The organism is Vogesella sp., assembly GCF_046297735.1.
Lineage (GTDB): Bacteria > Pseudomonadota > Gammaproteobacteria > Burkholderiales > Chromobacteriaceae > Vogesella > Vogesella urethralis.
Genome location: NZ_JBKBHK010000003.1, coordinates 1 through 22,248, shown reverse-complemented (window position 1 = coordinate 22,248; position 22,248 = coordinate 1). Strand labels below are relative to the sequence as shown.

The window sequence follows — 22,248 nt, the reverse complement described above, 5'->3', positions numbered from 1 at the left end:
CCCGCATGACACAAGGCCCGGCTGCTATCGCAGCCGGGCCTTGTGCTGTGTGCCTGCGGCCAACCCCTGCCGCCAGGGTGCTATCAGTCGTCTTCGGACGAATACTTGCTGGCGTTCTTCAGTAACTGTTGGGTTTGCGCCGGCGCCGACGTGCAGTAGCTGGCGCGGAAGATCTTGCCGTCGTCACCGCTTGGGCGCCACGGGCGGCCCACGGTCTGCACCTGGGTCACGCCAAAACGGGCCAGATCTTCCAGCGTGTAATCGAAACCGTGCGTGTCCGGGTGCGCCTCGCGCAAGGCTTCATGTTGGCCGCACACCGTCAGCAGCGGGTCGACACCGATCATGCGGAAGTAAGCCGCTTCGCGCTGCAGCATCCATTCGTGATCTTCCAGCGCCGCCAGTTTCTCGTCCGGCTTGGCGTAGAGCTTATCGATGCGCGCGTGCCAGTCCGGTTGCAGCATGCCGCCGTGCCACAACAGGCGGCTGTTGGGCAGCAGGAACTTGCGCTTGCCGGCAGGGAAAATGTAATTGGCACACGATGACGCGCACTCGCCAAAAATGCGCACGTCCAGCTGTTGCTTGTATACCAGGGTGCCCAGGCGGATGCCGTCGTACAGGCTGCCGCCCTGGCTGGAGATGTCCAGCGTGTCGGGTTTGGGGTTGGCCGCCTTGTACAGCGCCAGCGCCTCGTCGACGGTGGCCGCCTTGATCTTGCCGTTGTAGATCAGGCGTTTGCCGTCGGCAGACAGCTGCACGCGGGCGCGGTCGGCTTCTTCGCGGGCCTTGTTGCTGGCGCAGCCAGCCAAGCCAAACAGGATGATGAGGGAAAGCGGGAGAAGTGTCGGGTAGCGCATGAGCATGGCAATCAGTTTATTGCCATTTTGCGTGTAAAGCGCTGGCTTGCAAAGCCGGCCTGCTGGGCAGGCCGGCGACTGGGGCTTACTGTTTGACGTAGACCACTTGGGCTGGCATCGGGGCCGGGAAGTCCTGGCTGCCCAGCGTGTCGCGAATGGCCTTGTTGGTGTCGAAGTACACCTGCCAGTAGTGGTCGTTATGGCAGTACGGACGGACGGCCAGTACCGGGCCGACCAGGTTGAACTCGAGGATTTCCACCTCGACACCCGGATTGGCCAGCACATTGGGTACACCGCTGATGTGCGCCTTCAGTGCCGCCACGGCAGCCGGGAAGTCGGCGCTACCGGCCAGCTGGGCTTTCAGCTCCACGCGGCGATGCGGGTTACTGCTGTAGTTCTGGATGGTATCGGACAGGATTTTGCTGTTACCCACCATGGTCAGCACATTGTCCGGGGTATTCAGCGCGGTCGTGAACAGGCCGATCTCGCGCACGGTGCCGGTAACGCCGCCAGCGGTGACGAAATCGCCGGCTTTCATCGGGCGCAGCACGATCAGGAACACGCCGGCGGCAAAGTTGGACAGCAGGCCGGACCACGCCATGCCGATGGCCACGCCAGCCGCGGCAAACAGCGCGGCAAAGGTGGTGGTCTGGATACCGAAGTAGCCCAGAATGCCCACTACCAGCATGATGTTGAGGGTCACGTTGATGACGGTGCCCAGGTAACGCATGATGGTGGCGTCAACGTGCTGGCGGGCCAGTGCACGCTGTACCAGGTTACCGACCACGCCGATCAGCCAGCGGCCCAGTACCCAGAACAGGATGGCAGCCAGCAGCTTGCCCCCTACGTCAAGTGCGTAGGTGCCAAGGATCTGTTGCCACTGCGAAATGTCGCTCTGATTCATGTGCTACTCCTTTAAAGTCTATTTGACAGAATTTACAGCTGTTCCAGTTAAGCACACGGGTCCGGGGCTCACAAGCGGATTAACAATGGCAATAAATCACACCCGTTACCGCGCCGGCTTTTTGCCCACAGCGGGGCGACTTATGTCAAAGCACGGCAAGGAGCGGTCGCGTTATAATGCGGCCAACTTAGCAAACCCATTGACGCCGACATGACACAGCTCAAGAACGACACCTTCCTGCGCGCGCTGCTGAAGCAGCCGGTTGACTACACCCCGATCTGGATGATGCGCCAGGCTGGCCGCTACCTGCCGGAATACCGCGCCACGCGCGCCAAGGCGGGCAGCTTCATGGGCCTGTGTACCAGCCCGGATTACGCCACCGAAGTCACGCTGCAGCCGCTGGATCGCTTTCCGCTGGACGCGGCCATCCTGTTTTCCGACATCCTGACCGTACCCGACGCCATGGGCCTGGGGCTGTACTTTGCCGAAGGCGAAGGCCCCAAGTTTGAACGCACACTGCGTGACGAAGCCGCCATCCAGGCGCTGCAAGTGGCGCCGCTGGAAAAACTGCAGTACGTGTTTGACGCCGTCAGCAGCATCCGCCGCGCGCTGGATGGCCGCGTGCCGCTGATCGGTTTCTCCGGCAGCCCGTTCACGCTGGCCTGCTATATGATCGAAGGCGGTGGCTCGGCCGATTTCCGCCACGTCAAAGCTATGCTGTACGCCCGCCCCGAGCTGCTGCACCGCATCCTGCAGATCACCGCCCAATCGGTCACCGCCTACCTGAATGCGCAGATCGCTGCTGGCGCCCAGGCAGTGCAGATTTTCGATACCTGGGGCGGCGCGCTCAGCCATGCCGCTTACCGCGAGTTCTCGCTGGCTTATATGCAGCAGATCGTGGCCGGCCTCACCCGCGAGGTGGACGGCCGTCGCGTGCCGGTGATCGTGTTCACCAAGGGCGGTGGCCAGTGGCTGGAAGACATCGCTGCCATCGGCGCCGATTGCGTGGGCTTGGACTGGACCACCGACATCCGCCTGGCGCGTGCCCGCGTCGGCCAGCAGGTGGCGCTACAGGGTAACTTCGACCCCAACGCGCTGTTTGGCAGCCCGGCGTCGATCGAGGCGGAAGCCGGCCGCATTCTGGCCGCCTACGGCCACGGCAGCGGCCACGTATTCAACCTGGGCCACGGCATTTCGCAGTTTGCCGACCCGGCGCACGCCGGCGCCCTGGTCGAGGCGGTGCACCGCCTGTCGCGCCAATATCACGCTGCCTGAGCACGCGGTAACATGGCGGCCATCGCTTGCAGCGGTGGCCGTTTTTGTTTGTGAAGCGGAGCTTGCGCAAGGGGCTTGACAGTTTTCCATACAGGCGTTCCATGACTTATTCACACGCTCGATAAGTTTGTGAGCAATCTGTCAAGTGCTGGCGATAAAAAAATAGAATCAAAGATAAGTCATTGAATTTAAATGGTTTATTTTTTAGATTAATTTTTGTGCAATCCAATGGAAATGCCGGTTTGACGGCCTTGGCAGCCGCAAACCGACAGCTTGTTCACAAAGTTATCCACAGCAAATGTGCACAAATGGCGGCAAGCCAGCAACGGCGAGGCTTGGCGCGGAACAGGAGCCTTCTTGGCGCAGCAACAGATGATCAGCGTATGGCTGGATGTACCGATGCGTACCGCCTTCAGCTATCTGCACCCGCAGCCGCTGCCGGATGGCACCCGGGTACGGGTGGCGTTCGGCACGCGCGAGCTGTGTGGCGTGGTGGACAACAGCCAGCAGCCGCCGCAGGTAGCGCCGGACAAGCTGAAGCCCGTCCTGGCGGTACTGGCTGGCCCCACGCTGCCACCGTTGCTGTTGGAGCAGGTGGCGTTTGCCGCCCGCTACTACCTGCACCCGCCGGGGCAGGCGCTGTTTACCGCCTTGCCCACGGCGCTGCGCGAGCCGCGCGACGTGGCTGGGCAGGATCGCCACTGCTACGTGTTGAGCGAACAGGGCCGGCAGGCGCCGCCGCCGCCGCGCAGCAAGGTGAAGCTGCTGCTGTGGCACGCGCTGCAGCAGCCGCAGACGCGTGAGGCCTTGCGCCAGCTGCACGCGCAGGCACACCGCTATCTGGCTGACGGCTTGGCCAGCGGCGACATCGTGGCGCTGCCGTGGCAGGCGCCGCCGCTGCAGGTGTGCGACGCGCTGCCGCTCAACCCGGAGCAGGAAGCGGCGCGGGCTGCGGTTGCCGCCGCCCTGGGCGGCTATGCGGCCTTCCTGCTGCACGGCATTACCGGCAGCGGCAAGACCGAGGTGTATTTGCAGCTGATTGCCGAGGTGTTGGCCGCCGGCCGCCAGGTGCTGGTGATCATTCCCGAAATCAACCTCACACCGCAGCTGATCCACCGCTTTGCCTGCCGTTTCCCGGCCACGCTGATCGCCTGCCTGCACAGCGGCCTGTCCGATGGCGAGCGCCTGCAAGGCTGGCTGGACGCCGAAGCCGGCCGTGCCGGCATCGTCATCGGCACCCGCCTGGCGGTGTTCACGCCGCTGCCGCAGCTGGGGCTGGTGATTGTGGACGAGGAACACGATGGCTCGTTCAAACAGCAGGACGGCCTGCGCTACCACGCGCGCGACCTGGCCGTATGGCGCGCCCACCGCCAGCAGGTGCCGGTACTGCTGGGCAGCGCCACGCCCAGCCTGGAAACCGTCGCCAACGCCGAGGCTGGCCGTTACCGCAAGCTGGTGCTGGCCAGCCGCGCCCACGACGGCGCCACCTTGCCGCAGATCGGCTTGCTGGACGTGCGCCGTCAGCGCCTGGACGACGGCCTCGCCCCCGAGGTGGTGGCCGCGCTACGGCGCCGGCTGGCCCGGCGCGAGATGAGCCTGGTGTTCATCAACCGCCGCGGCTACGCGCCGGTGCTGGCCTGCACCGATTGCGGCTGGACCTCCGCCTGCCGCCATTGCAGCGCGCGCATGGTGCTGCACCTGAGCGCCCGCCAGCTGCGCTGCCACCATTGCGGCGCGGTACAACGCATTCCGGTGCAGTGCCCCGATTGCGGCAACCCCGACATCAAGCCGCTGGGCGAGGGAACACAGCGACTGGAGGCGGCGTTGCAGCGGCTGCTGCCCGAGGCGCGCATCCTGCGCATCGACCGTGACAGCACCAGCACCAAGGCAGCGTGGGACGGCATTTACCAGCGCGTGCACGCCGGCGAGGTGGATATCCTGGTCGGTACCCAGATGCTGGCCAAGGGGCACGATTTTGGCGCGCTGTCGCTGGTGGTGGTACTGGGCAGCGACGGCGCCTTGTACTCGGCCGACTTCCGCGCCGGCGAGCGGCTGTTTGCCCAGCTGATGCAGGTGGCGGGCCGCGCCGGCCGTGCCGGCGTAGCCGGGCAGGTGGTGATCCAGACACAATGGCCGGAGCATCCGCTCTACTTGGCGCTGCAGCAGCACGATTTTGATGGTTATGCGGCCAACCTGCTGGCCGAGCGCCGCGAGGCCGGCTTTCCGCCGGCGGCGTACCAAGTGGTGCTACGCGCCGACGCGCCGGCCTACGCCGACGCCGAGCTGTTCCTGCAACACGCCATGCTGGCGCTGGGCACGCCGCCGGAAGGCGTTAGCCTGTTCGGGCCGGCACCGGCGCTGATGGCGCGGTTGGCCGGGCGCGAGCGTGCGCAGCTTACTATCGAAGCCGTACAACGCGTTATGCTGCACGGCTGGCTGCGCAGCATGCTGCCGCAAATCGAGGCGCTGGCGCGCAAGGCGCCGCGCCAGTTACGTTGGTCGCTGGATGTCGACCCCCTGGAGTAAGACGTGAAAACACTGTTTGCCAGCCTGCTGGCGCTCTGCTGCGGCGTGGCCGCGGCGGCAGCGCCTGCCGGCTTCCGCCCCGACGAAATTGCGCTGTGGGCCGCCCCGGTCGAGCAAGACGCTGTCTTTGACGCCTGGCGCGCCGAGGTGCCGGTGAACCCGGCTTCCACCATGAAGCTGCTGACCAGCTGGGCCGCACTGAACCGCTTGGGCCCCGGCTACCGCTGGAAGACCGAGTTCCGCACCAGCGCGCCGCTGGAAAACGGCGTGCTGCGCGGCGACCTGTACTGGGTAGGCAGCGGCGACCCGCGCCTCGATACCCCGCGCCTGGCCGAAATGCTGCGCCAGCTCCGCCTGCGCGGCGTACAGCGCATCGACGGCCGCCTGCTGCTGGACAAGCACGCCTACAGCAATGCCGGCACTGCCGACGGCTTTGCCGGCGACGCCGACCGCGTGTTTACCGTGCCGCCCGACACCCACCTGCTCAACCTCAAGGTGGCGTGGTTGCGTTACAGCTTTGATGCCGGTCGCCCAAGCGTGCAGCTGGACCCGCCGCTGCCGGGCCTGCAACTGGACAACCAGCTGCAAACCGGCACTGCCGGCAGCTGTGGCGACGTGCGTCAGCACGTGAAAGCCGACATCGACGGTAACCGCATCCGCGTTAGCGGCAAGCTGCCGCCTGCCTGCGATGGCGCGGCCAACTATGTGAACGTCCTGTCGGTTAATGATTTTGCGGTGCAGAGCTTCAGCGCGTTGTGGCAGGGGCTGGGCGGGCAGGGACCGCAAGCCGCCGGCGTGGCCGCTGCGCCTGCCGACAGCCGTTTGCTGCTGCAGGCCGATTCCGACCCGCTGCTGGCCATCCTTGGCGACGTCAACAAGTTCAGCAACAACACCATGGCGCGCAGCGTGCTGCTGGCGCTGGGTATGCAGTATCCGCAACGCGGCGATACGCTGCAGGACGGCGTTGCCCAGGTGCGTGCCCTGCTGCAGGAAAAACAGCTGGCCGCCGATAGCCTGGTACTGGAAAACGGCGCTGGCCTGTCGCGGCGCGAGCGTATCAGCCCGCGGTTGCTGGGCGAGGTGCTGCGCGACGCGGCGCGTGGCCCGTACGGCCCGGAGCTGGCCGCCACGCTGCCGTTGGCTGGCGAGGACGGTACGCTGCGCAAGCGCTTGGGCAGCTTTGCCGGTGGCCTGCGCCTGAAGACCGGCACACTGGACGATACCCGCGCGCTGGCCGGTTACTGGCAGGCGCCGGGCGGGCAGCGGCTGGTGATCGTGGCGGTGGTCAACTCGCCGCGCGCGGCCAACCTTACCCCGGCGCTGGACGCCGCTGTCAGCGACGTGATCCGCCGTTACCAGGCCACCTTGCCGCCGCTGCGGTGAGCGGTGGCTAAGCGCCAGCCGGCGCGCTTATAATCGTGCCATCACCGCTAGGGAAAGCCAGATGAAACCCGTTACCATGTACACCACGGCCGTATGCCCTTACTGCATCCGCGCCAAGCAACTGCTGGCCAGCAAAGGCGTGGCCCAGATCAATGAAATCCGTATCGACCTGGACCCGGCCGAGCGCGAGAAGATGATGAGCATCACCGGCCGCCGCACCGTGCCGCAGATCTTCATCGGCGACACCCATGTCGGCGGCTGTGACGATCTGGTGGCGCTGAACGGCGCCGGCAAGCTGGACGTGCTGCTGGCAGATTGATCTGCATCTCGTCGCTGTCATGCAATCGTGCGATGATGACAGCTGATACCAACCCCGCACCGCACCGGTGCCATAGAGACGTGAACCATGAGCGAACAACAAGAGCTGCAACCGGTATTCTCCATCGAAAAAATCTACGTGAAAGATCTGTCGCTGGAGATCCCGAACGCCCCCGCCATCTTCCTGGAGCAGGAACAGCCGGAAATCGACATGCAGCTGGCTAACGGCGCGCAGCAGCTGGAAGAAGGCTTCTTCGAGTCTTCGATGACCATCACCGTTACCGCCAAAGTCGGCGACAAGACCATGTTCCTGTGCGAAGTCACCCAGGCCGGCATTTTCCAGATACGTAACCTGCCGGCAGAAGACATCGACCCGATCCTGGGCGTGGCTTGCCCGAACATCCTGTTCCCGTACGCCCGCGAAACCGTGTCCAACCTGGTTGGCCGCGCCGGTTTCCCGCCGGTCTTGCTGTCGCCGATCAACTTCGAAGCCCTGTACATGCAGCAACGCGCTGAGCAGGCCGAAGCCGGCAACGCCTGAACCCTATGAAGCGACACGCATTGCTTGCAGCCGTGCTGGCCCTGGTGGCCGGTACGGCTTTTGCACTGGAATTCCGCTCGGTGAAAGAAACCGGCGTCGCCCTGTATGACGCGCCCAACCTGTCGGCCCAGAAACTGTTTGTGGTGAGCCGCTACTTTCCGGTAGAGGTGCTGGCCACGCAGAAAGACTGGTCGCGGGTACGCGACGCTACCGGCGGTATTGCCTGGATTCCTTCTGCCGCGCTGTCTACCCGCCGTACCGTACTGGTAACGGCCGACAAGCTGGCCGTGCGCGAAAGCGCCGACGACAAGGCCCGCGTGCTGTTCTGGGCCGAAAAAGACCTGGTGCTGGACATGGTGGAAGCGCCGCAAAGCAGCTGGGTCAAGCTCAAGCACCGCGACGGCAGCAGCGGTTACGCCCGCATCAATGGCCTGTGGGGCCTGTAAGAGAGGCGTCATGAAGATTACCGTTCTGGGCGCCGGCGCCTGGGGTACCGCGCTGGCGATGGCCTTCAGCCGCCAGCACCACGTCACGCTGTGGGGCCGCGACGCCGCACAAATGATCGACATGCAGGCCAGCCGGCTCAATCGCCGCTACCTGCCCGATTGCCCCTTCCCCGACAACCTGCACCTGTCGGCCGACCTGTCCGAGGCGGTGATGGGCGTCGAGCTGGTGCTGGTGGTGACGCCGATTGCCGGCCTGCGCCCCAGCCTCAAGGAACTGTCACGGCTGAAGGTGGACGCGCCTATCCTGTGGGCGTGCAAGGGCTTCGAAGCCGGCTCCAGCCTGTTGCCGCACCAGGTGGTTGCCGAAGAGTTTCCGGCACTGAAAACCATCGGCGTGTTGTCCGGCCCCAGCTTCGCCAAGGAAGTGGCGCTGGGCCTGCCGGCGGCGGTGACGCTGGCTTCGGAAAACTATGCCTTTGCCCGTGATTTCGCCCGCGAGCTGCACAGCCCGCTGCTGCGCATCTACGCCAATGACGATCTGGTCGGCGTGGAGGTAGGCGGCGCGGTCAAGAACGTGATGGCCATTGCTACCGGCGTGGCCGACGGCCTGGGCTTCGGCATGAACGCCCGGGCGGCGCTGATTACCCGTGGCCTGGCAGAAATCACCCGTCTGGCGGTGGCGCTGGGTGGCAGCCAGCAGAGCATGCTGGGTTTGTCCGGCGTGGGCGATTTGCTGCTGACCTGCACCGGGGCGCTGTCGCGCAACCGTCAGGTGGGCCTCAAGCTGGCCGAAGGCAAGTCGCTGGAGACCATCCTGCAGGAGCTGGGCCACGTGGCCGAAGGCGTGCCGACGGCGCGCGAGGTATTGCGCATGGCCGAGCGCCTGGAGGTAGACATGCCGATCACGGCGGCAGTTTGCGAGCTGCTCTATCATCAGGCCAAGCCGCAAAGCGTGGTAGAGCGTCTGCTGGGACGCACGCCGAAACCGGAGTTCGGCACGCCCTGAGTGCCGCCTGCCGTACACCGAGCACCCCCTTTCCCAGGAAAGGGGGTGTTTTTTTGTGCCGGGCTAGCCGGCGTCGGTGTCAGCCGGGGCGGGCGGCGGGTTGAATACGGCATCCAGTTTCTCGCGCAGGCGCGGCAGGTCGAAGCCTTGATCGTCGGCTTCCAGACGCTGGGCAAAGTGGATGTGATCCTGCTCGTCCACCAGCCACAGCGCAGGGCAGGTGACGCCGGCCAGCGGAATATCCTGCAGCAGGACGCCAAAGTGCTTGTGGAAGTCGCGGCCGCGCAGCGTGGACAGCAGCACCACGTGCGGCAGGCCGTGCTCGCGGCGGGCGCGGGCCAGACTGAACGGGGAGTCCACCGTGATCACGATGAACTGCAGCAGTGGCCACGCTTCCAGCGCGCGGCGCAGGTCTTGCAGCAGGGTGAGGCCGGCTTGCTCGGCGTCGATGGACAGCAAGGTGACCACCAGCTTGACGCGGCCAAGGTAGCGCTCCAGCGAGACGTCGCGTAGCTGTTCGTCCACCAGCATGAAGCTGGGCAGCGTGTGGCCGGCTTCGGGGAAATTGCCGCTGACCTCGAGGGCTTCTTCCTGATAGGTAAAGGGGTGTAGTGCCATGTCTTCCTCCGTTTGTGATACCACTGTGGCTTATCGCGGAGGAAATGCAAGTGTGCAGCGCAGCAGGCCAGGGTTGGCCGCCGCGCTGGCAGACGGGTATTACGGGTAGTAGAAGTGCAGGCTGTAGCCCAGCGCCTTGCCTTGCGCCATGGCCATGCGCAGCTGGATCTTCAGCTCGCTGTTGCTGTTGAACTGGCCCAGTTTGTAATCGCTGGCGCTCAGGTATTCTTGCGGCTGAAACGCCTTGCGTACTACCACCTTGTCTTCGGCATCTTTCAGCGTCAGCTCCATTACCGGAAAGGCTTGCGGGTATTTGGCCAGGTTCTTCAGCGTGGCATTCAGCTGGATCAGGTGGTCGTTTTGCGGTACGAACGACAGCTCGGACCATTCGGTACGGATCAGTTGGCGATCGGTCGGCAGCGGCACGCTGCAGCCCAGGCTGGCGCACAGGCTTTCGAAGGCCGGGCGCAGTTCGGGCACTTCAGCGCCGACGCGGGTGCGGTTGATAAACAACAACTGGCCCAGCAAGGCAACCGCCAGCAAGGTACCCAGCACCGCATACAGCCCGGTTTTCACCATGCTGCCAGTGCTGGCGGCCGGCACGGCTTCGTCGTGTTCGGCTTCGGCTTCCGTTTCGGCCACGAAGGCGGGCGCGGCGGGCGGCGGCTCATCAAAATCGGGGGTGCTCAGCGCCGGTTCCTGGCGACGGCTGGTGTCTGGTGCCGGGGCCGCTTCCGTGTCGTCGTCTTCCGGCTGTACGTAGGCAGACAGCTTGCGGTTATTGCCGCTGCTGGCAGGGCTACGCAGCGCTTCGGCCAGCGCCTGCTGGAAGGCGTCCATTTCCGGTTGGCTGCTGCTGGCGGCTTCGGCCTCAGCCTGTGCGGCAGCGGCGCGGAAGTCGGACACGATAGGCTGGCTGGGTGGTTGCGGCGCAGGCGTGGCGCGCTGGCGCTCCATCAGGTCGAAGTCGGGCAGGTCGAAGTCGGTGTCGGGCAGCGGGCTGTCGGGCAGGATGTCGTCGAACGGGCTGGGTGTAGGCTGGCGCTGCGGCGCGGGCGGCGGCGCAGGGTTGGCCGCAGGGGCGAGTTCGAAATCGGGCAGTTCCAGCTCGAAGTCGTCGTCTTCGGCCGGACGCGGGGCAGGGGCCACCGGTGCGGGTGTGGCTTGCTGTACCGGCGGCGGTGTCAGTGCCGCGTCGGCGGCACTGTCGAAATGACTGGGCGCATGAAAAACATGGCTACAGCGCCCGCAGCGTACCATGCCGCCGGCGAGGGCGAGATGGGCGTCAGAGACTTTGAACTTGGTCTGGCAGCTGGGGCACTGTGTGGTGTAGCTCATGGTTTACGGGCGCTTGGTTCCGGATAGTCGGGTCCAGCCCTCGTCGAACACGGCGGCGTCCATATCGAACCATTTGGCGTAAATGGCGGACAGTTCTTCGGCCTGCTCGGCAAGAATGCCGGAAAGCACGATTTTACCACCGGTTTTCACGTGGCTTGCCAGCAATTCGCCCAGCATGCGCAGCGGGTTGGCCAGGATGTTGGCGACTACCACGTCGTACTGGCCGGCTTTCAGCGTGTCCGGCAGGCCGAACTCGGCGCTGACGCCGTTTTGTTGCGCGTTATCCAGGCTGGCACGTACCGCCTGGGCATCGATGTCGATACCACGGGTGGGGCCGGCGCCCAGTTTCAGCGCGGCGATGGCCAGGATGCCGGAACCGCAACCGTAGTCCAGCACCGTTTCGCCACCGCGGATTTCCTGATCCAGCCATTGCAGGCACAGGCGGGTGGTGGGGTGGCTGCCTGTCCCGAAGGCCAGGCCCGGGTCCAGTTGCAGGTTGATGGCGTCCGGGTCCGGCGACTCGTGCCAGGTGGGGGTAATCCACAGGCGGTCGGAGATGCGGATCGGGTCGAACTGGCTTTGCGTCAGGCGCACCCAGTCCTGCTCTTCCACGCGGCCAACGGTGTAGCTGGGCACGTCGATGCGGCACTGGTTGGCCGCGGCCACGATCAGCAGGTCCACGTCGGCATCTTCGGCAAACAGGGTGTTGATCAGGCTGTGCTGCCACAGCTGGTCTACGGGCTCACCCGGCTCGCCGAAGATCGGCTGCTCGTCATCGGTACCCGCCAGCGCATCTTCGATGGTGGCGGACAGGGCGCCAACGTCCATCAGGACGTCGGCCAGTTTCTCGGCCACGGCCGAGTCTGCTTGAATGGTGGCTTGCAGCCATGCCATGGAATTAACTGCCTTTCTTCAGCTGCGCCAGACGCTCTTCCAGGTAATGGATACTGGTGCCGCCTTGGCGGAAGGCACTATCCAGGAAGAGTTCCTGATGCAGCGGGATATTGGTTTTGATGCCGGTGATGGCCATTTCGGACAGCGCCACGCGCATGCGCGCCATCGCCTGTTCGCGGGTATCACCATAAGCGATCAGTTTACCAATCATCGAGTCGTAGTGGGGCGGAACCGTGTAACCCTGGTAGATGTGCGAGTCGATGCGGATGCCAGGGCCACCGGCCGGGTGGTAGCTCTCGATCTTGCCCGGCGACGGGATGAAGGTGAACGGGTCTTCCGCGTTGATGCGGCACTCCATCGCGTGGCCCTTGAACACGATCTGGTCCTGGGTGAAGCGCAGTTTTTCGCCGTAAGCGATGCGGATCTGCTCCTGCACGATGTCGATGCCGGTAATCAGCTCGGAAACCGGGTGTTCCACCTGCACGCGGGTGTTCATCTCGATGAAGTAGAACTCGCCGTTTTCGTACAGGAATTCAAAAGTACCGGCGCCGCGGTAGCCGATGCGGCGGCAGGCTTCGGCGCAGGCCTCGCCGATGCGCTGGCGCTGTTCGGCGGTAATGCCCGGTGCCGGCGCTTCTTCGATGATCTTCTGGTGACGGCGCTGCATCGAGCAATCGCGCTCGCCCAGGAACACGGCGTTGCCGTGCTGGTCGGCCAGCACCTGGATCTCGATGTGGCGCGGCTGTTCCAGGAATTTTTCCATGTACACGGTGGGGTTGCCAAAGGCAGCGCCGGCTTCGGTACGGGTCATGTTCACTGAGTTGATCAGCGCCGCTTCGGTGTGTACCACGCGCATGCCGCGACCGCCGCCACCACCGGCAGCCTTGATGATCACCGGGAAGCCGATCTTGCGGGCAATCTTGGTGATTTCCACCGGGTCGTCCGGCAGCGCGCCGGCAACGCCAGGCACGGTCGGCACGCCGGCTTCGATCATGGCCTGCTTGGCGGACACCTTGTCACCCATCAGGCGGATGGTTTCGGCGCGCGGGCCGATGAAGGCAAAGCCGGATTGCTCCACGCGCTCGGCGAAGTCGGCGTTTTCCGACAGGAAGCCGTAACCCGGGTGGATGGCCTGGGCGTCGGTTACTTCGGCGGCGGCAATCAGCGCCGGTACATTCAGGTAGCTCTGGGCAGAGGATGCCGGGCCGATGCACACCGATTCGTCGGCCAGCTTCACGTACTTGGCTTCGCGGTCGGCTTCGGAATGCACCACCACGGTCTTGATGCCCATCTCGCGGCAGGCACGCTGGATACGCAGGGCAATTTCACCACGGTTGGCGATCAGGATCTTTTCAAACATGTCGGTATCTCCGCAGCCCGGTGGCCTCGCTTGGGCACCGGGCCGGGCTGTAGGCAGCCCTTTTAATCACGTAATCACGCGAAAACGACAGGGCACGCTGGCGTGCCCTGTCATTTGGAATTCACGGCAGATCGCTGCTGTTATTCGATGATGAACAGCGGCTCGCCGAATTCAACCGGCTGGCCTTCCTCGATCAGCACGGCTTTCACCACACCGGCGCGCTCGGCTTCGATTTCGTTCATCAGCTTCATCGCTTCGATGATGCACAGGGTGTCGCCCACGTTCACTTGCTGGCCCACTTCCACGAACGGCTTGGCGTCCGGGCTCGGGCGGCGGTAGAAGGTACCAACCATCGGCGATTTCACGGCATTGGCGCTGTCGGCAGCCGGGGCAGCGGCCGGGGCGGCGGCAACCGGTGCGGCAGCCGGGGCCGCAGCCATCGGCGCGGCGTGCGGCAGCTGAACGTGCATCGGCTGGGCAAAGTTGACGGCAGCGTTGGCGGATACGCGGGTAATGCGGACTTTTTCTTCGCCTTCGGTCACTTCGAGTTCAGCAATGCCGGATTCCTCGACGAGATCGATCAGCTTCTTCAGTTTGCGCAGGTCCATGGTATTCCTTCGGTAGTATTCGGGTGTTTAAGCCACTGTGGCCAGGCGTTTCATCGCATGGGACAGGGCCATGGCGTAGCCATCGGCGCCCAGGCCGCAAATGACGCCGACCGCCAGGTCCGAAAAATAGGAGTGGTGGCGGAAGGGTTCGCGGGCGTGGACGTTGGACAGATGTACTTCGATATAAGGCAGCTTCACGCCGGCCAGTGCGTCGCGCAGCGCCACGCTGGTATGGGTAAAGGCCGCCGGGTTGATGATGACAAAAGCCGTGCCGTCGGTGAGGCAAGCGTGTACGCGGTCGATCAGGACATGCTCGGCATTGCTTTGCAATATGTCCAGCTCGAAACCGGCGTCAGTGGCTTGTGCACGCAGGCGCTGGTTGATGTCGTCCAGGGTGTCCCGGCCGTAGTGCTGTGGCTCGCGCAGTCCGAGTAGGTTCAGATTGGGGCCGTGCAGCACGAGGATTTTTCGGGTCAAGGTGGTGGTCCCTGTTTTGATATGGGCGCGAGTTTGCAGTAATTGCCGGCAAGTTGTCCAGCAATTGCCGCATTTCAAACGCATGTTTAAGTTGCAGAGTTGTTGGTAAAATGTTGCTGCTTCGAGTGAAAGCACTAACAAATCGGCCCGCTGTCACGCGGCTGAAACTGTAGCGTGGCCAGTTTTTGGCTTGTTGATCTGGCACAAGCAAGCTGCATACCGGGAACGCTGCCACGGGAAGTCGCTCGAAAGGTATAATCCCGCAGTTTTCCAGAAGATAGCCGCACCATGCACGTATCCGATTTCGACTACCACCTGCCCGAGCACCTGATCGCCCAGCACCCGCCCGCCGTGCGCGGCAGCAGCCGCCTGCTGCTGGTAGCAGGAGACACGCTGCGCGACGCGCAGTTCGACGATTTTGCCGACGCCCTGCAAGCCGGCGACGTGATGGTGTTCAACGACACCCGCGTCATCAAGGCACGGCTGTTTGGCGAGAAAGCCAGCGGCGGCAAGGTGGAGGCGCTGGTTGAGCGCGTGCTGAACGAGCATGAAGTGCTGGCCCATGTGCGCGCCAGCAAGTCGCCGAAGCCGGGCAGCCGCATTGTGTTTGCCGAGCGCTGGGAAGCCGAAATGGTTGGCCGCGACCACGCGCTGTTCCATTTGCGCTTTCTGGACGAGGCCAACGTGTTCGATATCCTGGACGCTTCCGGCAAGCTGCCGCTACCACCGTATATCGAACGCGATACCGACGCCGACGACGACGAGCGCTACCAGACCGTGTATGCACGGGAAAAGGGCGCGGTGGCCGCGCCGACGGCCGGCCTGCACTTTACCGATGCCATGCTGCAGCGCCTGCGCGACAAGGGCGTGCAGCTGTGCAACGTGACGTTGCACGTGGGTGCCGGTACCTTCCAGCCGGTGCGCGTGGACAACATCGCCGAACACAAGATGCACAGCGAAATCTACGACGTGCCGCAAGCCACCGTGGACGCCATCCACGCCGCGCACGCCGCCGGCCGCCAGGTGCTGGCGGTGGGCACCACCAGCATGCGCGCGCTGGAGTCTGCCGCACGCGGCGACGGCGTGCTGAAGGCGGGCCGCGGCGAGACCGACATCTTCATTACCCCGGGTTACCGCTTCAACGTGGTAGACCGGCTGCTGACCAACTTCCACCTGCCCAAATCCACGCTGCTGATGCTGGTGTCGGCGTTTGCCGGCTACCCGGAAATGCGCGCCGCCTACGCGCACGCCGTGGCGCAGGAATACCGTTTCTTCAGCTATGGCGACGCCATGCTGCTGACGCGCAAGGACTGACACCATGAGCGGACTCTCCCACGATAGCGCCCTGCCGGAAGACATCATCCTGCACGCCGTGTCGCGGCAACTGGAAATCGGCTTCGACGACGGCGCCCGTTTCACGCTGGACGCCGAATACCTGCGCGTGCATTCGCCGTCGGCCGAAGTGCGCGGCCACGGCGTGGGCAACGAGGTGCTGCAGACCGGCAAGAAGCAGGTAGCCATCACCGCGCTGGAGCCGGTGGGCCACTACGCGCTGAAAATCGTGTTCGACGACGGCCACGACAGCGGCCTCTATAGCTGGGCTTACTTATACGAGCTGGGCGCCAAGCGCGACCAGTACTGGCAGGATTATCTGAATCGCCTCGCCGCCGCTGGCGCGAGCAGGGAGTAAACATGGACAACCAGACGCATTTTGGCTTTAAAACCGTCGATGAAAGCGAAAAAGCCGGCAAGGTGGCCGAGGTGTTCCACTCGGTGGCGCAGAAGTACGACGTGATGAACGACCTGATGTCGGGCGGCCTGCACCGCGTGTGGAAGCACTTCACCCTCACCACTTCCGGCGTGCGTGCCGGCGACAAGGTGCTGGACATCGCCGGCGGTACCGGCGACCTGGCGCGTGGCTGGGCCAAGCGCGTGGGCAAGAGCGGTGAAGTGTGGCTTACCGACATCAACAGCTCGATGCTGACCGTTGGCCGCGACCGCCTGCTGGACGAAGGCCTGATCCTGCCGGTATCGCTGGCCGACGCCGAAAAGCTGCCGTTCCCCGACAACTACTTCAACGCGGTGTCGGTGGCCTTCGGCCTGCGCAACATGACGCATAAAGATGCCGCGCTGAAAGAGATGTTCCGCGTGCTGAAGCCGGGCGGCAAACTGTTCGTGCTGGAGTTTTCCAAGGTCTGGAAGCCGCTGTCGCCGTTCTACGATTTCTACTCGTTCAAGGCGCTGCCGGTGATGGGCAAGCTGGTGGCCAATGACGCCGACAGCTACCAGTACCTGGCCGAGTCCATCCGCATGCACCCGGATCAGGAAACCCTGAAGCAGATGATGCTGGACGCCGGCTTTGGCCGCGTCGATTACCACAACATGACCGGTGGCGTGGTGGCGCTGCACAAGGGCGTGAAGTTCTGATGGACGACGCCATTGCCGCCCGCCTGGCCGAACTGGGCATCACGGCGGCAAGGTTGGCCGCACGCGGCCTGCAACCGTACGCAGAAGCCGCCGCCGGGCAGCTGGTGCTGGCCGACGTTAACGACGCCGGGCGCGAGTTCCACCTGCTGCCCGGTGCCGCTGCCGCGTGGCAGGCCATGCGCGATGCCGCCGCTGCCGATGGTGTGACGCTGTTTCTGGTGTCCGCCTTCCGCAGCGTGGCGCGGCAGCACGAGATCGTGGCCGCCAAACTGGCGCGTGGCCAGAGCCTGGACACCATTCTGGCCGTGAGCGCCGCCCCCGGCTTCAGCGAGCACCATACCGGCCGTGCCATCGATATCGGCACCCCCGGTTCGCCGGTGCTGGAACAACACTTTGAAACCACCCCGGCCTTTGCCTGGCTGCAGCAACGTGCGGCCAACCATGGCTTTGCCATGAGCTTTGGCCCGGACAACGCCAGCGGCTACTTGTACGAGCCCTGGCACTGGTGCTGGCAAGACCCTGCCGCCCAGCCCACATCGAAAGGACTAACCGCATGAAACACCTCTCCAAACTCGGCATCGTGACCGTGGTTTCCGCTGCCCTGCTGGCCAGTGGTTGCGCCTCGGTAGACCTCGACCAATACACCAACACCCAGAAGGGTGCCGTGCTGGGCACTATCGGTGGCGCCGTACTGGGCGCAGCGGTAGCCGGCAAGGGCAACCGCAATAAGGGTGCCGTGATCGGCGCTATCGGCGGCGGCCTGGCCGGTGCCGGCGTGGGCGCGTACATGGACAAGCAGGCGCAGGACTTCGAAAAGCAGCTGGCCCCGCAAATCCAGTCTGGCGCCATCGAACTGAAGAAAAACGCCGACCACAGCCTGACCGTTACCATGACCTCGGCCACCGCGTTTGACAGCAACTCGGCCAGCCTGAAGCAAGCCTTCCTGCCGACGCTGGCCACCATCGGCAGCATCGTCAAGCGCTACGGCAAGACCACGCTGGATATCGAAGGCCATACCGACGCCAGTGGTAACGACAAGATCAACCAGCCGCTGTCCGAACAGCGCGCTGCCGCAGTAGAACGCCAGTTGGCCAGCCTGGGCGTACAGCCGGAGCGCATGAGCGCCGCCGGTTACGGCGCCAGCCGCCCGCGTGCCGACAACAAGACCGAAGCCGGCAAGCAGCTGAACCGCCGTGTGGAAATCCAGATCGTGCCGGTGGTGCAGTAAGGCATGAACGCCTGGCTGCTGCTGGCCGGAGCCATTGCTGCCGAGGTGGTGGCCACCTCGTCGCTGAAGCTGGCGGCCGGTTTTACCCGGCCGCTGCCCTCGCTGGTGGTGGTGGCCGGCTACGTACTGGCGTTCTGGCTGCTGTCGCAAGTGGTGCAGCGGCTGGACCTGGGTGTGGTGTACGCCATCTGGTGCGGTGTCGGCATGGCGGTGGTGGCGGCCGTGGGCGTGTTTTACTACGGCGAGGGCATGCCGCCGCTGAAGCTGGCAGGCATCGTGGCCATCATCATTGGTACCGTTTTATTGAGTCTGGCCAGCAAGGGGCATTGATATGGGCTTGCGTATTGCCGCATTTAATCATCTGTTGAACCAGCACCCGGCGGTGCGTGCCGAGCTGGCGCAGCACGCCGGGCGCCGCATTGGCATCAGCCTGCCGCCGTTCGATCTGGCGGGTGTGGTCACCAGCGACGGCTGGCTGGCGGCGTGTGAAGGCGAGCCGGAAGCGCGCCTGCGGCTGAAGCACGGCGTGGCGCTGGCGCAGCTGTCCGGCCGCGAGCCGGCTATGGCCGACATCGTGCTGGAAGGCGATACCGAGCTGGCGGCCAGCGTTGGCCGCATCGTGCGCCAGCTGCAGTGGGACGCCACCGAAGACCTGTCGCGCGTGGTGGGCGACGTGGCGGCGCACCGCGTGCAAGGCTGGGTGCGCGGCCTGTTCGGCATCAAGGGCGAGATCGGCGGCCGCCTGCTGGAAGCCTGGGTCGAGCACCTGCGCGAAGAAGCGCCGCTGCTGGCCAAAAAGACCGACGTCGAGGCGTTTGTCAGCGCGGTGGATACGCTGCGCGAGGATGCCGACCGTTTCGAAAAACGCCTGGCGCTGCTGGAAGCGCGTGCGGCCAACCTTCGCCAACCATAACAACAAAGCCCCATCATGCGTATTGCGCGTCTGCTCAAGATTGTTTCCGTGTTCTACCGCTTCGGCCTGGACGATTTCCTGGCCGGCCGCCCCAAGGTGGGGCTGATCGCCACGTTGTTCCGTCTGCTGCCGCTGCCGCGCGATACCGATGCGCCGTTGCCGCAGCGCGTGCGGCTGGCGCTGGAACACCTGGGGCCGATCTTCATCAAGTTCGGCCAGGTGCTGTCCACCCGCCGCGACTTGCTGCCGCCCGATTACGCCGACGAGCTGGCGCGCCTGCAAGACCGCGTGCCGCCGTTCGACAGCGCCATCGCGCGTGAGGTGATCGAGCGCAGTTTCGGCCAGCGCGTGGCCGACATCTATGCCGAATTCGACGACGTGCCGGTAGCCAGCGCCTCGGTGGCGCAGGTGCACCGCGCTCGCCTGCATGGCAGCAACGGCCAACCGGGCAAGGCGGTGGCCGTCAAAGTGCTGCGCCCGGGCATCTTGCCGGTGATCGAGCAGGATCTGGCGCTGATGGCGGTGCTGGCTGGGCTGGTAGAGCGCTTCCTGCCCGACGGAAAGCGGCTGAAACCACGCGAGGTGGTGGCCGAGTTCGACCGTCACCTGCACGACGAGCTGGACCTCATGCATGAAGCCGGCAACGCCAGCCAGCTGCACCGCAATTTCATCGGCAGCGACATGCTGATCGTGCCGGAGGTGTACTACGACTACACCCGGCGCGAGGTAATGACCATGCAGTGGATGGACGGCATCCCGGTGGGGCAGATCGACCGCCTGCGCGACGCCGGCATCGACCTGAAAAAGCTCAGCCGCTTTGGCGTGGAAATCTTCTTTACCCAGGTGTTCCGGCACGGCTTTTTTCATGCCGACATGCACCCGGGCAACATCCTGGTGGCTGCCGATGGCCGCTACATCGCGCTGGACTTCGGCATCGTCGGCAGCCTCACCGAGACCGACAAGCACTATCTGGCGGTGAATTTCCTGGCCTTTTTCAACCGCGACTACCACCGCGTCGCCACCGCGCATATCGAGTCTGGCTGGGTGCCGCGCGATACCCGCGCCGAAGAGCTGGAAGCGGCGATCCGTACCGTGTGCGAGCCCATCTTCAACAAGCCGCTGTCGCAGATCAGCTTCGGCATGGTGCTGCTGCGCCTGTTCGAAACCAGCCGCCGTTTCAATGTGGAAATCCAGCCGCAGCTGGTGTTGCTGCAGAAGACGCTGCTGAATATCGAAGGCCTCGGTCGCCAGCTGGACCCGGACCTGGACCTGTGGGACACCGCCAAACCGTTCCTTACCAAGTGGATGAACGAACAGATTGGCTGGCGCGGCCTGTTGCGCACGCTGAAGCACGAAGTACCGCAGTGGGCCACCACCTTGCCCACCATTCCGCGCAAGCTGGGCGAGGCGCTGTCGGGCCAGACCACCGAACTTGTGCTGCAAGGCTATATCCAACTGATGCGCGAGCAGAAAACGCAGAATTTCATGTTGAAACTGATCGCGCTGCTGTTGCTGGCGCTGCTGGTGATCCTGCTGACGCGCGGCGTGCCTGGCTGACAGGCTGCTGGCGGACAAGCACACGGCTGGGCTGGCGCGCGATGCGTTACCCCAGCCGTTTTGTTTGGAGGCAGGCGGCTGCGGTAACGCATTCTGATCCAAAGGAGTTGTCATGCTGAGTCGTTCTGCCGATTTACCGCGCATTGTCATCGTTGGTGGCGGCGCCGGGGGCCTGGAGCTGGCCACCCGCCTGGGCCGCCAGCTGGGCCTGCGCCACCGTGCCCGTATCGTGCTGGTGGACGGGTCGCCCACCCACATCTGGAAACCCTTGCTGCACGAAGTGGCCACCGGCGTGCTCAATAGCGGCGAGGACGAGGTGAACTACTTCGCCCACGGTTACCACAACGGTTATGACTTCGAGTTCGGTTACATGCAGGGGCTGGACCGCCAGCAGCGGCTGATCCGCCTGGGCGCCATTCACGGTAGTGACGGCCAGCAGCTGAGCCCGCCACGCGACATCGGCTACGACTGGCTGGTGCTGGCGGTGGGGGCGCAGAGCAATGATTTCGGCACCCCCGGCGTGGCCGAGCACGCCTTGCAGCTGAACACGCCGCAGGACGCCGAGCGCCTGCGCCACCGCCTGCTGGAGCTGGCCTTCCGTTGCAGCAGCGGCCAGCAGCCGGGGCTGGATATCGCCATCGTTGGCGGCGGTGCCACCGGGGTGGAGCTGGCAGCCGAGCTGAACCACACGGTGCGCGAAATGCACGTCTACGGTGCCCGGTTGCAGCCGGCGCAGGTACACATCAGCGTGATCGAAGGCGCCGAGCGCATCCTGGCGGCCGCGCCGCCGTCGCTGTCGGCCTACGCCGAAGAACAGTTGGCCGCACGCCATGTGCGCGTGCTTACTCGTAGCCGGGTGGCGGCGGTGACCGCCGACGGTGTACAGCTGCAGGACGGCAGTACGGTGGCGGCCGACATGACGGTATGGGCGGCCGGGGTGAAGGCGCCTGCCTGGCTGGCGCAGCTGGATGGCCTGGCGGTGAACGGGTTGAACCAGTTGCAGGTAGACGCCCAGCTGCGCTGCGTAGCGGGCGAAAACATTGTGGCAATGGGCGATTGCGCGGCGTGCGCGGGGCCGGATGGCCGCCCGTTGCCGGCCACCGCGCAAGTGGCGCACCAGCAGGCGCAGTGGCTGGCCGGAGCGCTGCAGGCCTGGCTACAGCAGCAGGCGGTGCCGGATTTTGCTTTCAAGCCGCAAGGCATGATGGTGTCGCTGGGCAAGCACACCGCGGTGGGCAGCCTGGCGGCCATTGTTGGCCCCAAGCGCGATTACTACGTGGAAGGGCGCGGCGCCAAGCTGATCTACGCCTCGCTGTACCGCATGCACCAGGCAGCGGTGCACGGCTGGTGGCTGGCCGGGCTGCTGTGGGTGGGGGATCGTTTACGCCGCGTGGCGCGGCCGGCGCTGAAGCTGCACTGAGCGGCTAGCCGTACAGAACAAGGCCGCCAATGGGCTAATGCCAGTCAGTTAACGCTGACTGGCATTTTTCGTTGGATATTTGTGTGCCCTGTTCTTCACCACTCGCGGGCAATGTCGGTCTGGTCTGCGGGGTGGTAGGACAAACAGACTCGACT

The 22,248-nt window shown here is 64.6% G+C and carries 24 protein-coding genes; 16 read left to right on the top strand and 8 right to left on the bottom strand.

Annotated elements, in window-relative coordinates:
• Positions 1 to 83 precede the first annotated feature (83 nt).
• Together ACK4FZ_RS04555 and ACK4FZ_RS04550 are read right to left on the bottom strand one after the other, a co-directional pair.
• On the bottom strand, positions 84 to 860 hold the full coding sequence (locus ACK4FZ_RS04555) for a hypothetical protein (protein ID WP_409818464.1): 777 nt from the start codon (positions 858 to 860) through the stop codon (positions 84 to 86).
• A 79-nt stretch (positions 861 to 939) separates the two neighbouring features.
• Positions 940 to 1,758, bottom strand: coding sequence for a mechanosensitive ion channel family protein (locus tag ACK4FZ_RS04550; RefSeq protein ID WP_409818463.1), 819 nt, complete (start codon positions 1,756 to 1,758; stop codon positions 940 to 942).
• 210 nt (positions 1,759 to 1,968) lie between these two features.
• On the opposite strand from ACK4FZ_RS04550, the gene hemE reads away from it, so the two are divergent.
• The 7 genes from hemE (at position 1,969) to ACK4FZ_RS04515 (ending at position 9,253) form a co-directional block, all read left to right on the top strand.
• Entirely contained in the window at positions 1,969 to 3,033 is a 1,065-nt protein-coding gene (hemE, locus tag ACK4FZ_RS04545; RefSeq protein ID WP_409818462.1) for a uroporphyrinogen decarboxylase, read from the top strand.
• A gap of 357 nt (positions 3,034 to 3,390) precedes the next feature.
• Complete coding sequence (locus ACK4FZ_RS04540; RefSeq protein ID WP_409818461.1) at positions 3,391 to 5,559, top strand: primosomal protein N'; 2,169 nt, start codon at positions 3,391 to 3,393, stop codon at positions 5,557 to 5,559.
• A gap of 3 nt (positions 5,560 to 5,562) precedes the next feature.
• Positions 5,563 to 6,942 carry a D-alanyl-D-alanine carboxypeptidase/D-alanyl-D-alanine-endopeptidase gene (gene dacB, locus ACK4FZ_RS04535; RefSeq protein WP_409818460.1) on the top strand — a complete coding sequence of 460 codons (1,380 nt, stop codon included), beginning with the start codon at positions 5,563 to 5,565 and terminating at the stop codon, positions 6,940 to 6,942.
• 61 nt (positions 6,943 to 7,003) lie between these two features.
• The gene (gene grxC, locus ACK4FZ_RS04530) at positions 7,004 to 7,261 is read left to right on the top strand and encodes a glutaredoxin 3 (protein WP_144373178.1); all 258 of its coding nucleotides are present in this window, start codon (positions 7,004 to 7,006) and stop codon (positions 7,259 to 7,261) included.
• 87 nt (positions 7,262 to 7,348) lie between these two features.
• The gene (secB, locus tag ACK4FZ_RS04525) at positions 7,349 to 7,801 is read left to right on the top strand and encodes a protein-export chaperone SecB (RefSeq protein ID WP_144373177.1); all 453 of its coding nucleotides are present in this window, start codon (positions 7,349 to 7,351) and stop codon (positions 7,799 to 7,801) included.
• A gap of 5 nt (positions 7,802 to 7,806) precedes the next feature.
• Positions 7,807 to 8,247: an SH3 domain-containing protein gene (locus tag ACK4FZ_RS04520; protein WP_144373176.1), complete on the top strand. Its 441-nt coding sequence runs from the start codon at positions 7,807 to 7,809 to the stop codon at positions 8,245 to 8,247.
• Positions 8,248 to 8,257: 10 nt separating this feature from the next.
• Positions 8,258 to 9,253: an NAD(P)H-dependent glycerol-3-phosphate dehydrogenase gene (locus tag ACK4FZ_RS04515; RefSeq protein ID WP_144373175.1), complete on the top strand. Its 996-nt coding sequence runs from the start codon at positions 8,258 to 8,260 to the stop codon at positions 9,251 to 9,253.
• Positions 9,254 to 9,316: 63 nt separating this feature from the next.
• Here the strand turns inward: ACK4FZ_RS04515 and ACK4FZ_RS04510 are convergent, their stop codons facing one another.
• From ACK4FZ_RS04510 to aroQ, 6 genes are all read right to left on the bottom strand, one after another.
• Complete coding sequence (locus ACK4FZ_RS04510; RefSeq protein ID WP_409818459.1) at positions 9,317 to 9,871, bottom strand: redoxin family protein; 555 nt, start codon at positions 9,869 to 9,871, stop codon at positions 9,317 to 9,319.
• 99 nt (positions 9,872 to 9,970) lie between these two features.
• Entirely contained in the window at positions 9,971 to 11,209 is a 1,239-nt protein-coding gene (locus ACK4FZ_RS04505; RefSeq protein WP_409818458.1) for a DUF3426 domain-containing protein, read from the bottom strand.
• Positions 11,210 to 11,212: 3 nt separating this feature from the next.
• Positions 11,213 to 12,103, bottom strand: a complete 891-nt coding sequence (gene prmA, locus ACK4FZ_RS04500; RefSeq protein WP_144373173.1) for a 50S ribosomal protein L11 methyltransferase — start codon at positions 12,101 to 12,103, stop codon at positions 11,213 to 11,215.
• Between the two features lie 4 nt (positions 12,104 to 12,107).
• Entirely contained in the window at positions 12,108 to 13,463 is a 1,356-nt protein-coding gene (gene accC / locus ACK4FZ_RS04495; protein WP_409818457.1) for an acetyl-CoA carboxylase biotin carboxylase subunit, read from the bottom strand.
• Between the two features lie 140 nt (positions 13,464 to 13,603).
• Positions 13,604 to 14,071: an acetyl-CoA carboxylase biotin carboxyl carrier protein gene (gene accB, locus ACK4FZ_RS04490; RefSeq protein ID WP_144373171.1), complete on the bottom strand. Its 468-nt coding sequence runs from the start codon at positions 14,069 to 14,071 to the stop codon at positions 13,604 to 13,606.
• A gap of 27 nt (positions 14,072 to 14,098) precedes the next feature.
• On the bottom strand, positions 14,099 to 14,548 hold the full coding sequence (gene aroQ / locus ACK4FZ_RS04485; protein WP_144373170.1) for a type II 3-dehydroquinate dehydratase: 450 nt from the start codon (positions 14,546 to 14,548) through the stop codon (positions 14,099 to 14,101).
• Positions 14,549 to 14,836: 288 nt separating this feature from the next.
• On the opposite strand from aroQ, the gene queA reads away from it, so the two are divergent.
• The 9 genes from queA to ACK4FZ_RS04440 all read left to right on the top strand — a co-directional run bounded on the left by queA (position 14,837) and on the right by ACK4FZ_RS04440 (position 22,093).
• Entirely contained in the window at positions 14,837 to 15,862 is a 1,026-nt protein-coding gene (gene queA, locus ACK4FZ_RS04480; RefSeq protein WP_409818456.1) for a tRNA preQ1(34) S-adenosylmethionine ribosyltransferase-isomerase QueA, read from the top strand.
• 4 nt (positions 15,863 to 15,866) lie between these two features.
• Positions 15,867 to 16,238, top strand: a complete 372-nt coding sequence (locus ACK4FZ_RS04475) for a gamma-butyrobetaine hydroxylase-like domain-containing protein (RefSeq protein WP_144373168.1) — start codon at positions 15,867 to 15,869, stop codon at positions 16,236 to 16,238.
• A 2-nt stretch (positions 16,239 to 16,240) separates the two neighbouring features.
• Complete coding sequence (ubiE, locus tag ACK4FZ_RS04470; RefSeq protein ID WP_144373167.1) at positions 16,241 to 16,975, top strand: bifunctional demethylmenaquinone methyltransferase/2-methoxy-6-polyprenyl-1,4-benzoquinol methylase UbiE; 735 nt, start codon at positions 16,241 to 16,243, stop codon at positions 16,973 to 16,975.
• Entirely contained in the window at positions 16,975 to 17,532 is a 558-nt protein-coding gene (locus ACK4FZ_RS04465; protein ID WP_409818453.1) for a M15 family metallopeptidase, read from the top strand. The genes ubiE and ACK4FZ_RS04465 overlap by 1 nt, the downstream gene beginning before the upstream one ends.
• Positions 17,529 to 18,203, top strand: a complete 675-nt coding sequence (locus ACK4FZ_RS04460) for an OmpA family protein (protein ID WP_144373165.1) — start codon at positions 17,529 to 17,531, stop codon at positions 18,201 to 18,203. The genes ACK4FZ_RS04465 and ACK4FZ_RS04460 overlap by 4 nt, the downstream gene beginning before the upstream one ends.
• Positions 18,204 to 18,206: 3 nt before the next feature.
• Positions 18,207 to 18,533, top strand: coding sequence for a DMT family transporter (locus ACK4FZ_RS04455; protein ID WP_409818451.1), 327 nt, complete (start codon positions 18,207 to 18,209; stop codon positions 18,531 to 18,533).
• 1 nt (position 18,534) lies between these two features.
• A complete protein-coding gene (locus ACK4FZ_RS04450; protein ID WP_409818449.1) occupies positions 18,535 to 19,116 on the top strand; it encodes an SCP2 domain-containing protein in 582 nt (193 codons plus the stop codon).
• Between the two features lie 15 nt (positions 19,117 to 19,131).
• Positions 19,132 to 20,673, top strand: a complete 1,542-nt coding sequence (ubiB, locus tag ACK4FZ_RS04445) for a ubiquinone biosynthesis regulatory protein kinase UbiB (RefSeq protein WP_144373162.1) — start codon at positions 19,132 to 19,134, stop codon at positions 20,671 to 20,673.
• Between the two features lie 112 nt (positions 20,674 to 20,785).
• Positions 20,786 to 22,093: an NAD(P)/FAD-dependent oxidoreductase gene (locus ACK4FZ_RS04440; protein ID WP_409818448.1), complete on the top strand. Its 1,308-nt coding sequence runs from the start codon at positions 20,786 to 20,788 to the stop codon at positions 22,091 to 22,093.
• Positions 22,094 to 22,248 lie beyond the last annotated feature (155 nt).